The organism is Endothiovibrio diazotrophicus (genome assembly GCF_054657215.1).
Genome location: NZ_BAAHXB010000133.1, coordinates 1 through 15,212, shown reverse-complemented (window position 1 = coordinate 15,212; position 15,212 = coordinate 1). Strand labels below are relative to the sequence as shown.

General features: G+C 64.1%; 14 protein-coding genes and 1 pseudogene. 6 read left to right on the top strand and 9 right to left on the bottom strand.

From position 1 onward, the window contains the following. Positions 1 to 78: 78 nt before the first annotated feature. The 9 genes from ACYQ2W_RS22575 to glyA all read right to left on the bottom strand — a co-directional run bounded on the left by ACYQ2W_RS22575 (position 79) and on the right by glyA (position 10,469). Entirely contained in the window at positions 79 to 2,964 is a 2,886-nt protein-coding gene (locus ACYQ2W_RS22575) for a hypothetical protein (protein WP_459872569.1), read from the bottom strand. 107 nt (positions 2,965 to 3,071) lie between these two features. Further along, positions 3,072 to 3,812 (bottom strand): hypothetical protein, encoded by a 741-nt coding sequence (locus ACYQ2W_RS22570; protein WP_459872567.1) that lies wholly within the window; start codon positions 3,810 to 3,812, stop codon positions 3,072 to 3,074. A gap of 369 nt (positions 3,813 to 4,181) precedes the next feature. Continuing rightward, positions 4,182 to 4,670 carry a transcription antitermination factor NusB gene (gene nusB, locus ACYQ2W_RS22565; protein ID WP_459872564.1) on the bottom strand — a complete coding sequence of 163 codons (489 nt, stop codon included), beginning with the start codon at positions 4,668 to 4,670 and terminating at the stop codon, positions 4,182 to 4,184. Continuing rightward, positions 4,670 to 5,146 (bottom strand): 6,7-dimethyl-8-ribityllumazine synthase, encoded by a 477-nt coding sequence (gene ribH / locus ACYQ2W_RS22560; protein ID WP_459872561.1) that lies wholly within the window; start codon positions 5,144 to 5,146, stop codon positions 4,670 to 4,672. Before ribH ends, nusB begins: the two co-directional genes overlap by 1 nt. A 120-nt stretch (positions 5,147 to 5,266) precedes the next feature. Further along, positions 5,267 to 6,370, bottom strand: a complete 1,104-nt coding sequence (ribBA, locus tag ACYQ2W_RS22555) for a bifunctional 3,4-dihydroxy-2-butanone-4-phosphate synthase/GTP cyclohydrolase II (RefSeq protein ID WP_459872559.1) — start codon at positions 6,368 to 6,370, stop codon at positions 5,267 to 5,269. A gap of 67 nt (positions 6,371 to 6,437) precedes the next feature. Next, positions 6,438 to 7,100 (bottom strand): riboflavin synthase, encoded by a 663-nt coding sequence (locus ACYQ2W_RS22550; protein WP_459872557.1) that lies wholly within the window; start codon positions 7,098 to 7,100, stop codon positions 6,438 to 6,440. A gap of 221 nt (positions 7,101 to 7,321) precedes the next feature. After that, complete coding sequence (ribD, locus tag ACYQ2W_RS22545; protein WP_459872554.1) at positions 7,322 to 8,461, bottom strand: bifunctional diaminohydroxyphosphoribosylaminopyrimidine deaminase/5-amino-6-(5-phosphoribosylamino)uracil reductase RibD; 1,140 nt, start codon at positions 8,459 to 8,461, stop codon at positions 7,322 to 7,324. Positions 8,462 to 8,602: 141 nt separating this feature from the next. After that, the gene (nrdR, locus tag ACYQ2W_RS22540) at positions 8,603 to 9,109 is read right to left on the bottom strand and encodes a transcriptional regulator NrdR (protein WP_459872551.1); all 507 of its coding nucleotides are present in this window, start codon (positions 9,107 to 9,109) and stop codon (positions 8,603 to 8,605) included. 106 nt (positions 9,110 to 9,215) lie between these two features. Then, on the bottom strand, positions 9,216 to 10,469 hold the full coding sequence (gene glyA / locus ACYQ2W_RS22535; protein ID WP_459872549.1) for a serine hydroxymethyltransferase: 1,254 nt from the start codon (positions 10,467 to 10,469) through the stop codon (positions 9,216 to 9,218). Between the two features lie 226 nt (positions 10,470 to 10,695). Between glyA and ACYQ2W_RS22530 the strand changes: the two genes are divergently transcribed. The 6 genes and pseudogenes from ACYQ2W_RS22530 to ACYQ2W_RS22505 all read left to right on the top strand — a co-directional run bounded on the left by ACYQ2W_RS22530 (position 10,696) and on the right by ACYQ2W_RS22505 (position 14,908). Then, entirely contained in the window at positions 10,696 to 11,928 is a 1,233-nt protein-coding gene (locus ACYQ2W_RS22530; RefSeq protein ID WP_459872546.1) for an HD-GYP domain-containing protein, read from the top strand. Positions 11,929 to 11,961: 33 nt separating this feature from the next. Next, on the top strand, positions 11,962 to 12,651 hold the full coding sequence (locus ACYQ2W_RS22525; RefSeq protein ID WP_459872543.1) for a cytidylate kinase-like family protein: 690 nt from the start codon (positions 11,962 to 11,964) through the stop codon (positions 12,649 to 12,651). Position 12,652: 1 nt separating this feature from the next. Next, positions 12,653 to 13,096: a F0F1 ATP synthase subunit epsilon gene (locus ACYQ2W_RS22520; protein ID WP_459872540.1), complete on the top strand. Its 444-nt coding sequence runs from the start codon at positions 12,653 to 12,655 to the stop codon at positions 13,094 to 13,096. A gap of 37 nt (positions 13,097 to 13,133) precedes the next feature. Continuing rightward, the gene (locus tag ACYQ2W_RS22515) at positions 13,134 to 13,652 is read left to right on the top strand and encodes an NUDIX domain-containing protein (protein WP_459872537.1); all 519 of its coding nucleotides are present in this window, start codon (positions 13,134 to 13,136) and stop codon (positions 13,650 to 13,652) included. 155 nt (positions 13,653 to 13,807) lie between these two features. Further along, a pseudogene (locus ACYQ2W_RS22510) lies at positions 13,808 to 14,347 on the top strand (rRNA large subunit pseudouridine synthase E); the annotation flags it as partial. A gap of 258 nt (positions 14,348 to 14,605) precedes the next feature. Next, positions 14,606 to 14,908 carry a TusE/DsrC/DsvC family sulfur relay protein gene (locus ACYQ2W_RS22505; protein WP_459872534.1) on the top strand — a complete coding sequence of 101 codons (303 nt, stop codon included), beginning with the start codon at positions 14,606 to 14,608 and terminating at the stop codon, positions 14,906 to 14,908. Positions 14,909 to 15,212 lie beyond the last annotated feature (304 nt).

Here is a 15,212-nt window from a genome sequence, read left to right as displayed (position 1 = left end):
GACGCGGTTCGCCACTTTCCGCCAGCAGAAACGCAACGGGGGGCATTCGCCCCCCGTTGCCTTTTCCTACCAACGGACCTATTGGATGCGAACCGCCCGCGTCGGGAAGCTCTGCGAGAGCGTGGAGCCGTCGCGGTAGGTCCAATAGCCGGAGGCGGAATTGCCGTTGACCGAAGTGATGGTGTAGTACCAAGTGTAGGTGCCGTTGGTGAAGCTCCAGGTCCATCCGACCCCGGCGGTATAGCTGATCGGGAACTGGTAGTTCCCCCAGGTGCCGATCACCGATCCGTTCGCGGCCACGCCGATCAGCAGCGGATCGGCTTGGGAGACCTCCGCCCCATCCCAGGTGTCGTACACCTGCCACGTAGTGGTATTGCCGGTGGTGGTGCTGGGCGTGGTCGTCTCGCCGGTCACCACCGCTTCACTACTCACCGTTGCCTTGAGGGGCAACGCCACCTCCGCCACCGCGGAATCGAACAGGATCCGTAGTGTCGCGCTATAGTCGTCGGCGGCATCCACCGCGGCGCCGTCGCACTGGACCACCGCATAGAGGACGGAGTCGGCCGCGATGGTGGTTCCAGGCCCGATCCCGGTGATCGAGAAGGGAGTCCCGCTGGTGGGGAGGTCCAGGGCGGTCACGGTGACGTCCGTGTTGCCGGTGTTCTTGACCTGTAGATTGACCGAGCGGCTCTCCGTCGTTCCTATGGTCCCACAATCCACCCCGCTATCGGGACCGGGTACGGTGGTGATGGAAGCGGTGGTCTCCACCGTATCGACGGAGTTGGCGATGCCCTGGAGGAAGACCGTCGGCGAACCTGCGTCGGAACTGACGGTGAAGTTGCTAATATAGGTTCCGGGAGCGGTGGGTTCGAACTGCACGCTGAGTAGATACTCGCTGGAAGGCACCAACCGGAGGCTCAAACCGTCGTTGCACGTCCGCAATTCGGTGGGAATGGGAAATGCGTACTTGAATGGCAGTACTTCCTGGTTATCGCTGACCCTGCCATCCTGATAGGGCTCGACGCAATCCACCTCCACATAGGTGTCGCCGCTATTGACCAGCTTCATGGTCTGACTCGATGTCTGACCGACGGTCAAGACACCGAAGTCGAACAAAGGGGGCACCAGAGTGGTGTTGTCGGTATTGACCAGATTGAGCTGCGGCTGTCCCAGGGAGAAACGCTGTCCGACGATGTCGCTGAAGGTATCCTGACCTTCATCGGTATTGGCGTTACTGCTGTCCTTCCACACGGTCAGGAACTGGTGGTTGTCCCGGTTATACGCGGTGACCGGATCGTACTGGTTGCCGGTAGCCAGACTGATCGGCATGTTTTCGCCACGCAGGCTGCCCTCGGAATCGATGAACTGGCCATAGATATCGAGATTCTGAAGGGAGGTACGAGTATTGCGGCCGTCTTGCCATGTAACGAAAAAGCGTTGATGGCTCGTGTCATAGGCAATTGCCGGACGAGTTTGACGGTTCCCTGCCACATTGGGATCTTGCGCACCGTCTGCATCGCTGTCCGAATAGCTGACTATAAAGTTCTGGTTGTAGTGTCCTCCCCCCAACTGCATTAACTGCCCGTAGGTTTTTATGTTGGCTCCATCCCTCGTATCTTCCCACGCAACCAAAAATTTCCTTTGAACCGGATCCAACGCGATCGCGGGAAAGAACCCCGACGCCCCCGAACCACCATTGTCGATCCAATCGGCGTGCGCGCTGGCCAAGTGGATCAGATTGGAGCTGATTCCCCCGATATGAATATTGCCATCATTCAAACTTTCAGTAGTGAGGTTCGAAGTGATTTCATCGGATGGGATACCGTTATCGGGATCGCCCATGTCGCAAACCTGATTTTGATTGATATCGTCACATGTGCAGGTCAACGTCACGTCCATCGCAGCCCCTTCCCACACAAAGTACGTTTCCGGCGCTGATATGCCATTGGCTATCGTAACATTGTTGATGTCGGAGAAGAATTCGTAATGGTAGGTCTCTCCCAGCGCGCCCTCCCCTCCATTTGACAAGTGTCTGACGGTTCTCGTGAGGTCATTCCTTATGATATCCGCACCATTCACGCCGATACTATTCGCCTGCTCGACCAGCGTATCAGCATCGACTACCACATACCCGACGGAATCCTCATCGCCAAACGACCACATTTGCGGGGAGAAGCCGAAACATCTTTCCGAAACGGAGTTCAATTGACTGCGACTCTCGATCCAGCTCATCCAGAATTGGTCGTTTACCTGATCGTAGCTGATTACCGGTTTTTTCCTGGAGCGGAGCGTATCGTTTAAGGGTGACATGTGTGTTGTCCACAGATCACGGTCGTTATCGGTAATCGAATCATCGTCGTTGCCGTCTACCGTAGGATTCAAGTCAATCCATTCGCCCTCCCAGTATTGGGTGCCGGTATATGAAATCTGGTGATCCGTTGTCTCCACGCCGATACTGCTAGACAACGCGGAACAATCCACAGACGGCCCAATCGTGATCTCTTTGAAACGGATATTGTTCGCGCCGGAAGAAGCGCGGCTGTCCTGCCATATCACTGCAACCTTGTCGCCCGTGTCGCCGAACACGTCTCTGTACGCCATCTTAGGAACGGTCTGATGGCCGATATCGGTACTGACGGCAACTTCATCACCACAGAAAGTCCCATCGGACTTGATGAAGCGGCCATAGATATCCGCACCCGTAGTACGCCAATTGCGCCAGTCCTCCCAAATCACGAACCAGAGTCCCTTGTCCGAGATCTGGAGAACAAACGGATTTTGCTGGTCATCCGACAATAGTGCGGAGCTGGCATCCACCGAGACGCTGATCGGGCTGCCTTGAATGGCCGCATGGGCGGCGGAGAGCGGAACGGCCGACAAGGAGACTGCAGCCACTAGGGAAAGGGCCACTCCACAACAGCGATTCCAGCTTCCCACACCCCACTTCCTCAACTGCCCGTTCATGTTCGCCCCCATCCCCTCGCGATGTACCGAGGTGGTTCAAGCCGTTTATCCAAAACACCAGATGCCATTTCTAGCCTTGGCGGCCCAGCCGCCGAGAGAAATGCCGCTCACTGGGTGACCGGTGTCGCCTCAATCAGATTGAAGGTGGTCGTGCCAGGCACGTTCTCCAGCGTGGCATCGTAAAGGGTGTAACTCCCGTCCGCCTCTTCCACCGCCACCTCCGGCAACCGCACCCGCCGGGTCTCGCGGCGGAAGACCACCGCGTTGGGCGGCGGCGAGGCGACCGGTTGTGCCGTCTCCTGCTGGGTCATGGTCAGGCCGTACTGGACGTCGTTGTAGGTGGTGGTGGCGACGGGGGCCACCGAGATGAAGTAGTAGCCGGGATCACCGATGATCTGCTGGAAACCGTCACTGCAACGGGTGGCGCTCAACGCCGCAGTCTTCTGCGCCAATACGTTGCCGGCGGCATCCTTCAGGGTGACCACCCAGGAAGCCGCCTGGTCGGTGCGCAGCTGGGTGACCAGGAAATTCACCGTCACCTGCTCGTTGTAGGTGGTGGTGCGCAGGTAGAACCAGTCCTCGTCGGTACTGGCGTAGTTCTGTCCGGTGATCGAGACGCCGCTGGTCAGCGGATCGGCCGCCTCCATGGTGTCGTTGGGTTCGGTCTCGCCGTAGCTGCCGGCGGCCAGCGTGGTCTGGCAGGCCATCAGGTCGGCGGCGTCCTGTTCATTCTGCTGGGTGACCGCCGGATCAACCGTCGGAGCCACCCACCAGCCGGCGGCGTGGCAGGAGAGCGCAGGCAGTGCGGCGATGAGCAATAGCGACGTGCGGGCGAGCGGCCATTTCATGAAGTTTCGCTCCTCTGGCGAGAGAGGCCACCGCGGCGCGGCGACCATCGGCTTCCGATAGCAGGCATTGTTAAAGCGATTTTTTATCAAATTAGCATAGGTTTCTCAACACCAACGGAATTTTTGCGCTGGTGGCGCAAAAATTCCGATCAGTGGCGGGCGAGCATCGGGAGAGTGCCGGGGCGGGAAGAACGGGAGGGAGGGGGTCCGCAGGGGGACAAGACGTCACCTGACGTCGGGATGGCTTGGTAGCGCCAGGAACAATCCCGAAAAGAAAATGGACCGCAGATCAACACAGATTTTCGCAGTTGAGTTCTCGGCCCAATCTGCGTACATCTGCGGTTAAATATCCGGTTGCCCCCCCCGGGATCAACGTCCGGCGGCCTTGACCTCGACGGGACGAAGTTGCCGGGCGGCGTGATCGAGGACGGCGTTGACGAATTTGCGCCCCTCGGGGGAACCGAAGGTCTTGGTGAGGTCCACCGCCTCGTTGATCACCACCTGATAGGGGATCTCCGGGTGGTGGGCGAGTTCGAACGTGGCGAGGCGCAGCACGGCGCGCTCCACCGGGTCCACCTCCTCCACCTGGCGGTTGTTGAGACAGGGGGTGAGGGCCTCGTCGAGGGCCTCGCGCCCCTCCACCACGCCGCTCAGCAACTCGCGGAAGTAGTCGACCTCGTCCTCCTTGAAGGGTTGCTGGTCGAGGAACTGGCGTTCCACCTCGGCGCGGGTATCGCCGGCGATCTCCCACTGGTAGAGGGCCTGGACGGCATAGCGGCGCGCCTTGTGGCGGGCGTGGGAGGGGCGGCGGACGCCCTTCCCCGCGCCCCCCGGGGAATTACCGGAGGCGCCGCCCATCAATCCTCCAGCCGCCGCAGCAGGCTGACCATCTCCAGGGCGCCGAGGGCCGCCTCGCTCCCCTTGTTGCCGGCCTTGGTGCCGGAACGCTCGATCGCCTGCTCGATGGTGTCGGTGGTGAGCACGCCGTTGGAGAGCGGGATGCCGAACTGGAGGGAGACCTGGGCCAGCCCCTTGGTCGCCTCGCCGGCCACATAGTCGAAGTGGGGGGTGCCACCACGGATCACCGCACCGAGGGCGATGATGCAGTCGTAGCGCTTGCTCGCCGCCACCTTCTGGGCGAGCAGCGGCAGCTCGAAGGCGCCGGGGCAACGCATCACGGTGAGGTCCCCCTCGGCGATGCCGTGGCGCTTGAGGGTGTCGATGGCACCATCGACCAGGCTCTCCACCACGAAGCTGTTGAAGCGGGAGACGATGATGGCGAAACGGGCCCCCTGGGCGGAGAAGTCCCCTTCGATGCTTTTGACGTTGTGCATATTCTCAATCCCGAAAATCCAGAATTTAAAGCGAAGGCGCAAAGGCGCGAAGGCCGCTAAGGGAGGAAGAGAATACCGCTTCGCGCCCTTCGCGCCTTGGCGCCTTTGCGTCGAAATCTTCTACACGTAGTCGACCACTTCCAGGTCGAAGCCGGAGAGGCCGTGAACCTTCTTCGGCGTACCGAGCACGCGCATCTTGTGGACGCCGAGATCCATCAGGATCTGGGCGCCGATGCCGTAGGTGCGCAGTTCCGCCCCCTGGGCCGCGTGGGGCTGGGGAGCACCGGCCTGGTCCTCCATCTGGTAGCCGCGGATGCGCCGCACCAGTTCCTTGGGATCCTCCTCCTTGCGCAGCAGGACCACCACGCCGCCCTCCTCGCCGATCCGCCCCATCACCTCGCGCAGGTGGACGTGGCAGTCGTCGCGCCGGCCGTCGAAGAGGTCGCAGAGGGTGTCGTTCATATGCACCCGCACCAGCGGCGCCTGATCGCCGCCGAGCTCTCCCTTGACCAGGGCGAGATGGACCTGGCGGCCGATGACGTCCTGATACGCGTAGAGGCGGAACTCGCCGAAGTCGGTGGGCAGGATGCACTCCGCGACCCGCTCCACGGTCTTTTCGTTCTCGATCCGGTAGTGGATCAGGTCGGCGACGGTGCCGATCTTCAGGCCGTGCTCGGCGGCGAACAGCTCCAGGTCGGGGCGCCGCGCCATGGTGCCGTCCTCGTTGAGGATCTCGACGATCACCGAGGAGGGCTCCAGCCCCGCCATCCGCGCCAGGTCGCAGCCCGCCTCGGTGTGGCCGGCGCGGGTCAGCACGCCGCCGGGCTGGGCCATCAGCGGGAAGATGTGGCCGGGCTGGACGATGTCCCGGGGCTGGGCGTTGGGGGCGATGGCCGCGCGCACGGTCATCGCCCGATCGTAGGCGGAGATGCCGGTAGTGACCCCTTCGGCCGCCTCGATGGAGAGGGTGAAGTTGGTGCCGTGCTTGTCGTTGGTGTCGGAGACCATCAGCGGCAGGTTGAGCTGCCTGCAGCGCTCCCGGGTCAGCGTCATGCAGATCAGGCCGCGGCCGTACTTGGCCATGAAGTTGATGTCCTCGGGACGGACCAGCGAGGAGGCCATGATCAGGTCCCCCTCGTTTTCGCGGTCCTCGTCGTCCATCAGGATGACCATCTTGCCGGCGCGGATGTCCTCGATGATCTCTTCTACGGTGTTCAGGGGCATGGGCTGGCCAGGGTAGTCGCGAAAAGGGCGGAGATTGTACCCGGTTTGGGGGGGCGGAAAAAACCGCTCAGCGCATAAAGCCGTGTTCGGCGAGGAAGGATTCGGTGATGCCACCCGCCGCCTCGGGGTCGGCGGCCCGCTCCCCGAGGAGCATCCGCTCCAGATAGCGGGCGATGACGTCCACCTCCAGATTGACCCGGGTTCCGGACTGGAAGGTCACCAGGGTGGTCTCGGCCAGGGTGTGGGGGACGATGTTGAGCTCGAACTCGGCGCCGTTGACCCGGTTGACGGTAAGGCTGATGCCGTCGACGCAGATCGAGCCCTTCTCCGCGATGTATTTGGCGATCTCATCGGGGGCCTTGATGGTGAACCGCACCGAGCGGCCGTCGTCCCAGCGGGAGACCACGGTGCCGACCCCGTCCACATGACCGGAGACCAGATGGCCTCCAAGACGGGTGGTGGGGGTGAGCGCCTTCTCCAGGTTGCAGGGCCAACCGGGCTTCAGCTCGGAGAACTTGGTGCGCGCCAGGGTCTCGCCGGAGACATCGGCCCAGAAGCCGTCGCCGGGCAGCTCGACCGCGGTCAGGCAGACACCGTTGACGGCGATGGAGTCGCCCAGTTTGACGTCGGCGAGATCCATGCCGGCGGTGTGGATGCGCACCCGCAGATCGCCCCCCTTGGGCTGGGTGGCGACCACCTTGCCGACCGCTTCGATGATTCCGGTGAACATGGGTAGGACCTTCTCAAGAAGAAGAGTTATCCGCAAATGAACGCGAATGAACGCAAATTGTTGGAAACCGGGTAGGGGGTGCCGACGACAGGAGGCGCACCGGTCGGAAAGCGGTGCACCTCGTGCCTCGGCACACCCTACGAATCCAGAATATTCAATCGCAGATGAACGCAGATTTCCTATCCTCCTGAATCTGCGAAATCTGCGGTTAAAGGCGATCTTTACCCGCTCTCATTCGCGGTTGAGTCGATTTTCGCGATGATGCGCCAGTCGCGGCCGACGGCACGGACGTCGGTGATCGTCAGCTCGATGCGCTCGGCCATCCGCTCCAGCCCCGGCAGGCGGAACAGACCGCGGGCGGCGTCGCCCATCAGATGGGGCGCCAGATAGAGGACCAGTTCGTCCACCAGGCCGGCCTGAAGCAGCGCGCCACCGAGGGTCGCCCCCGCCTCCACCATCACCTCGTTGACGCCCCGCTCGCCGAGTGTCCCCATCACCGCCCGGAGATCGAGCCCCTCCCCGGCCGTCGGCACGGTGACCACCTCCGCTCCCACCTGCTGCAACGCGTCGCGTCGCACCGCGTCGTCGGTGGCGGTGAGGATCAAAGTGCGGCCCTCCAGCCCCAGCATCTTCGCCTCGGGAGGCATGGCCAACCGGGAATCGAGCACCACCCGCAGGGGCTGGATCGGCTCACCACCACCGAGCAGCGCCTCGCGGGTGTCGTCGTCCAGCCGCACGTTGAGCGAGGGATCGTCATGCAGCACCGTGCCGATGCCGGTGAGCATCGCCGAACTGCGCGCCCGCAGCAGGTGGACGTCGCGGCGCGCCTCGGGACCGGTGATCCACCGGCTCTCCCCGCTGGCCATGGCGGTGCGCCCGTCGAGGCTGGCGGCCATCTTCAGCCGGACGAAGGGCAACCCGGTACGCATCCGACGGGTGAAACCGGGGTTGATCGCCGTCGCCTCGGCTTCCAGCAGACCGCTCACGGTCCCGATCCCTGCGGCCGCCAAGCGCTCCAGGCCGCGACCGGAGACCAGCGGATTGGGATCGACCATCGCCGCCACCACCTGCCCGACTTGCGCCTCGACCAGCGCGTCGGCGCAGGGCGGGGTCTTGCCGAAGTGACTGCACGGCTCCAGGGTGACGTAGGCGGTCGCCCCCGCGGCCCGCGGACCCGCCATCCGCAAGGCGTTGACCTCGGCGTGGGGTCCGCCGGCGAACTGGTGCCACCCCTCCCCCACCACGACACCACCACGCACCAGCACGCAGCCGACCCGCGGGTTGGGCTCGGTGGTATAGAGCCCCCGCCGCGCCAACTCCAGCGCCCGGGCCATGTACCGGTGATCATCGGCGGTGAACAAGATTGGGAATCCGCAAATCAAGAAGAGGGTCCGCAAATGAACGCGAATGAACGCAAATGAAGAAAGGTCTAGTGTGTACGCGCGAAGCGCATACACACTGCTTTATTTGCGTTCATTCGCGTTCATTTGCGGACAAATTCTTTATTCGTCCTCGACCGGAAGCAGCGGGATCTGCTGCTTTTTCAGCTCCGGCGAGGGCTGGCTCTCCAGCCGCTCGATCTCCTCGCGGAACTCGTTGACGTCCTGGAAGCTGCGATAGACCGAGGCGAAGCGGACGAAGGCCACCTCGTCCATCTCGCGCAACTCGGCCATCACCCAGTCGCCGATACGCCGCGAGGGGACCTCCCGTTCGCCGCCGGCGCGCAGGCGGTGCTTGATCCGGTTGATCGCCGCCTCCACCTGCTCGGTCTCCACCGGCCGCTTCTCCAGCGCCCGCAGCATCCCACCGCGCAGCTTCTCCTCGCTGAAGGGGACCCGCTCACCGCCGGTCTTGACGATCCGCGGCATCACCAGTTCCACCGACTCGTAGGTGGTGAAGCGCTCGCCGCAGTCCAGGCATTCGCGGCGGCGGCGCACCTGATGGCCCTCGTTGGCCAGGCGCGAATCGATCACCTTGGTGTCGGTGGCACTGCAGAAGGGACAACGCATAGCTCGCTTCGCTCACAATGTTGAATTATGAATGTTGAATGCTTAATGGATACGCGCTCCGCGCGCCTCTTCCATTCAACACTGAACATTCAACATTAAGCATTCCCTATTTGTACACCGGGAACCGGGCACAGACCTCCAGCACCTTCGCCTTCACCGCCTCGACGGTGGCGACATCGCCGCGCGCGTCGATGACGTCGCACATCCAGCCGGCCAGGTCGGTGCACTCGGCCTCGCCGAAGCCGCGAGTGGTGGTGGCCGGGGTACCGACGCGAATACCGGAGGTGACGAAGGGGGACTGCGGGTCGTTGGGCACCGCATTCATGTTGACGGTGATGTTGGCCGCCCCCAGCCAAGCGTCCACCTCCTTGCCGGTGAGCCCCGCCTTGATGAAGCTGACCAGGAAAAGGTGGTTGTCGGTCCCGCCGGAGACCACCTCGTAGCCACGGTCGAGAAACACCTTGGCCATGGCACGGGCGTTCTTCACCACCTGCGCCTGGTACTCCTTGAACTCCGGCTCCAGCGCCTCCTTGAAGGCCACCGCCTTGGCGGCGATGACGTGCATCAACGGGCCACCTTGGGTGCCGGGGAAGACCAGCGAGTTGAGCTTCTTCTCGATCTCGGGATTGGACTTGGCGAGGATCAGACCACCGCGGGGGCCGCGCAGGGTCTTGTGGGTGGTGGTGGTGGTGACGTCCGCGATGGCCACCGGGCTGGGGTAGACCCCGGCGGCGATCAGACCGGCGACGTGGGCCATGTCCACCATCAGGTAGGCACCCACCTCGTCGGCGATGTCGCGGAAACGCTGCCAGTCCACCACCCGCGAATAGGCGGAGAAGCCGGCGACGATCATCTTCGGCTTGTGCTCGCGGGCCAGCGCCGCCACCTCGTCGTAGTCGATCTCGCCGGTGGCGGCGTTGAGGCCGTACTGCAGGGCGTTGTAGATCTTGCCGGAGAAGTTGGGCTTGGCGCCGTGGGTGAGGTGGCCGCCGTGGGCCAGGGCCATGCCGAGAACGGTGTCCCCGGGCTGGCACAGCGCCATGTAGACCGCGGCGTTGGCCTGGGAGCCGGAGTGGGGCTGGACGTTGGCGTAGTCGGCGCCGAACAGCTGCTTGACCCGGTCGATGGCCAACTGTTCGGCGACGTCGACGTACTCGCAGCCACCGTAGTAGCGCTTGCCGGGATAGCCCTCGGCGTACTTGTTGGTCAGCACCGAGCCCTGCGCCGCCATCACCCGGGGACTGGTGTAGTTCTCCGAGGCGATCAGCTCGATGTGCTCCTCCTGACGACGCGCCTCCGCCTCCATGGCGTTGAACAGCTCGTCATCGTAACCGGCAATCTGCATCTCTTTACTGAACATCGGCATCCCCCGGAGTAAATGGGTGGGCGCACCGGCGGCGGGCCGGGGCGGGGAAAAAAGGGGCATAAGGATACCCCAAGCGGACCGTTTCCAGAAGCGCCCGCGGCGCCGGCCCGAACGGCCCGCCACTGCCGTCGCGGCAAAAAAAACCATGCATTTTTGGTTACACTTGGAGGAGGATCCGGATCGGGAAGGGACGTCCCGCGCGACCACCGAGTTGGAACCAATGATAAAAAAAATCCGCACCGACCAGCTGCGCCTGGGGATGTATGTCAGCGACCTCAACTGCGGCTGGCTGGACCACCCCTTCCTGGTCAATCACTTCAAGGTCGACCGGCGCGAGGTGATCGACAAGATCCGCCGCCACGGCATTCGCGAGCTCTACATCGATACCGCCCATGGCCTCGATGTGGCCGAGGGAGTGCCCCGCGAGCAGGTGCGCGAGGAGATCGACGCCAGCCTGCAGGCGATCGCCCGGGAACAACAACCCGCCCAGCCGCTGACCGCCGTCGGCTACGACGAGGAGCTGGCCGCCGCCCACCGGGTCAAGGAGCAGGCCCTCGACATCACCCACAGCCTGCTGGAGGACGCCCGCCTCGGCCGTCAGATCGAGCTGGAGCAGGCCGACCACATGGTGGAGGCGATGGCCGACTCGGTGTTCCGCAACCAGGAGGCGCTGGTCAGCCTGTTGCGGGTCAAACAGGCCGATGAATACACCTTCCTCCACTCGGTAAGCGTCTGCGTGCTGATGATCTCGTTCGCCAAGTCCCTGCGTATGGGACGCGATGTGATCCACGACATCGCGGTGGGCGCCCTGCTCCACGACGTCGGCAAGATGCGCATCGAGAACGAGGTGCTCAACAAACCGGCGCGGCTCACCGACGAGGAGTTCGCGCGGATGAAGAGCCACGTCTCCCTCGGCGAGGAGATCCTCGCCGCCAGTCCGGGACTGGCGGAGGTCTCCCGCCAGGTCGCCGCCGAGCACCACGAACGTTTCGACGGCACCGGCTACCCGCGCGGTTTAAAGGGCGAGGAGATCAGCCTCTACGGGCAGATGGCGGCGATCGTCGACGTCTACGACGCGATCACCTCCGACCGCGTCTACCACCGCGGGATGCAGCCCACCGATGCGCTGCGCAAGCTGTTCGAATGGAGTCAATTCCATTTCAATCGGAAACTGGTTCATAATTTCATCCACTGCGTGGGCATCTATCCGACCGGCACCCTGGTGCGGCTGGAGAGCGGACGCCTCGCGGTGGTGGTGGAGCAGCGCGATGGGGACGCCCTCCATCCCCGGGTCCGGGTGGTGGTCGATACCGCCGGGCGGGGCCGGGCGACGCCCTACGATATCGACCTCGGCGACGAGGACGAAAAGGTCGTCGATACCGAATCCCCCGAAAAATGGAACATCGATCCGATGCACTTCCTCAGCCCCCCGGAGCTGCCGGAAGCGCGGTGACGTCAACCCGGATCCACGAGCGAAAGAGGCCCCATGTCCGTCAATCCCCATCTGTTCATCCAATCCGTGGTCGAGGCCCAGTTGCACACCGACCACGGCGACCCGCAGCGCAAGGGCCCCGGCCCGGTCGTCTGCATCTCCCGCGACCACGGCGCCGGCGGCATCGAGATCGCCGAACGGCTGGCGAAGCGGCTCGACATCGAGATCTACGACAAGGAGATCCTCAACGCCGTCGCCCGCGAGGCCAACGTCGACGAGGCGTTGATGGAACAGCTGGACGACCGCGTGCGGCGCCTCAAGGACGGCTGGATCCGCTCGCTGCTCACCGGCCAGGACGTCTTCCCCGAGCACTACCGCCACCACCTGGTCAACGTCCTGCTCGGCCTCACCCAGACCGGCGGCGTGATCATGGGGCGCGGCGCCCATGTGGTGCTCGCCAACCGCAACGTGTTCCGCCTGCGGGTGATCGGCAGTCAACTGCGTTGCGCCGAGCGGGTCGCCGAAAAATACGGGATGGGGATCGAGGAGGCAGAGAAGCGGGTCGAGACGATCAACCACGACCGCGCCAAGTTCGTCTGGGACATCTTCAAGCGGCGCCTCGGCGAGTGCTACCACTTCGACCTGGTGATCAACACCGACCATCTCAACGACTGGGACGCCGTCGCCGAGCTGGTCATCCAGGCGATGCGGGTACATGGCAACCTGCGCGGGGAGGTGCAGTGAGATGAGCCAGCAATCCACCACCACCCGCCTGCACATCGTCAGCGCCGAGCAGGAGCTCTTCTCCGGCACGGTGCGCAACGTCTCGGTCCCCGGCTCCTTAGGCGAGCTGGGAATCCACCCCCGCCACAGTCCCCTGCTCACCACCCTCGCCCCCGGCGAGGTGCGCTTTACCGACGAACGGGGCGAGGAGGACTTCATCTACGTCTCCGGCGGCATGCTGGAGGTGCAGCCCGAGGTGGTCACCATCCTCGCCGACGTCGCCCTGCGCGGCGACCAGATCGACGAGGAGGCCGCCAAGCTGGCCAAACGGCGCGCCGAGGAGACCATGAAGAGCGCCGTGCTCTACACCGACCGCGACCTCGCCCGCGCCGAGCTGCTCAAGGCAGTGGCCCAGTTGCAGACGCTCCGCGACCTGCGCAAGAAGCGCGGTCGTCCGACCATGTGAGGACCCGCATCGGGACACCGCCGGTACTTTCCAGATCATGCCCCGCACCCCGATCTACCACGGCCGCCTCGTCGACCTCGGCATCGAGCCGGTACGCCTGCCCGGCGCCCGCCCTTTCACCCTGGAGCTGGTCCGCCACCCCGGCGGGGCCGCGGTGGTGGCCCTCAACGAGGTCGGTGAGGTCTGCCTGATCCGCCAGTATCGCCACGCCGGCGGCGGCTGGATCTGGGAGCTGCCCGCCGGCAAGCTGGAGCCGGGCGAGCCTCCCGAGGTCACCGCCCGACGGGAACTGGAGGAGGAGGCCGGCGTACGCGCCGGACGGTGGGATGCCCTCGGATCCCTGCTTTCCACCCCGGGCTTCTGCGACGAGAGGATCCATCTCTACCTGGCCCGCGACCTGACCCCGGTCCCCACCGCCCACGAGGAGCACGAACATATCGAGGTCCACTGGCGGCCCTTGGACGACGCGGTAGCCCAAGCCATGAGCGGTGAAATCGACGACGCCAAAACCATCATCGGCCTGCTCCGCGCGGCGGCCTGCCTGAAGACCCCGTAGGGTACGCCACGTCCCTCGGCACACCCTGCGTTTCGTCCGATATCTTCATCTCCAATGACGTTTTTTTGCTGGAGGAGTCTCCGCCAAACAGACCTACCCATCCCAACGCCCGCACTCCCGCCAAACGCCCCCAGCCACTCCTCCAGCAAAAAAACGTGACGAAGCTCGTTCTATTCAACAAGCCCTACGACGTCCTCACCCAGTTCACCGACGTCGAAGGCCGCCATACCCTCAAGCACTACCTCCCGATCCCCGGCGTCTACCCCGCCGGGCGTCTCGACCGCGACAGCGAAGGGCTGCTGTTGCTCACCGACGACGGCGCCCTCCAGGCGCGGATCAGCCACCCCCGTCACAAGATGGCCAAGACCTACTGGGCCCAGGTGGAGGGGATCCCCGACGAGGCCGCCCTGGCCCGCCTGCGCAGCGGGGTGGAACTCAAGGACGGCCCCACCGCCCCGGCCGAGGCGCGACAAATCCCGGAACCGCAGGGGCTGTGGCCCCGCGACCCGCCGATCCGCCACCGCGCCGCCATCCCCACCGCCTGGATCGAGCTGACCATCCGCGAAGGACGCAACCGCCAGGTGCGCCGCATGACCGCCGCGGTGGGCCACCCCACTCTGCGCCTGATCCGCTACGCGGTCGGCGAGTGGACCCTCGACGGCCTCACCCCCGGCCACTATCGCGAGCTGGAGCTGCCGGAGAGCCAACCCGGCGACCGGTCCGATCCGCAGCGCCCACGGAACAGGCGCCCCACGCCCCGCAAACGGAACGGCAACACCGCACCCCCACGTCCCCCCGGCCCCGCCTCCCGCAGGCGCACGAAATAGCACGCCGTCCCCTCTCCGCCTCCCTCTTCCCTGTTCGCCTGTATACCCGACTTTTTTACTAGACATTCCGCAAATTCTGTCTTATCTTATGCCTCACTGATTTACTCAAGTATTCGGAGAAGAGCCATGAACTACGCGGAACTCAAGAATGACGACGGCTACATGGTGGACCCGGCCCAGTGGTCCAAGGAGTATGCCGCCTGGCGGGCCGAGGATCTGGGCATCGACATGACCGAGGAACACTGGAAGATCGTCGACATGTTCCGGGAATTCATCGTCGAACACGCCATCACCCCCTCCTCGCGGATCGCCCAGAAGGAGGCGAGCAAGCGCTTCGGCTACGACAGCAAGGGGTTCTACACCCTCTTCCCCAACGGTCCGAAGCAGGCCTCCATGGTCGCCGGCGGGATCAAGCCCTCCGGCTGCTGAAGCTCCTCCGCCCCGCTGACAAAACCCCCTCTCGACGAGGGGGTTTTGTTTTACGTCAGGCCTCGCCGCCACCTCGCTATTCCCGTGGAATTTCCGGAAAAGTGGGGCCGTCATCCCGCTTTCGCAGGGCGCCCCACCGGAAGTGCCAGGCCCGCGTTGCGGCGCTTACCAAGGGATCACCATTACGGCCAGGACGGCCGATATGCGGCGGGAGGGCAGGAGCCCGGAGCCGCTGGCTGCGCACCGAGCCTTGGCCTGGCACTTCCGGGGGGCGCTGATGGCCGATTTGTGGGTAAAGGGCAGT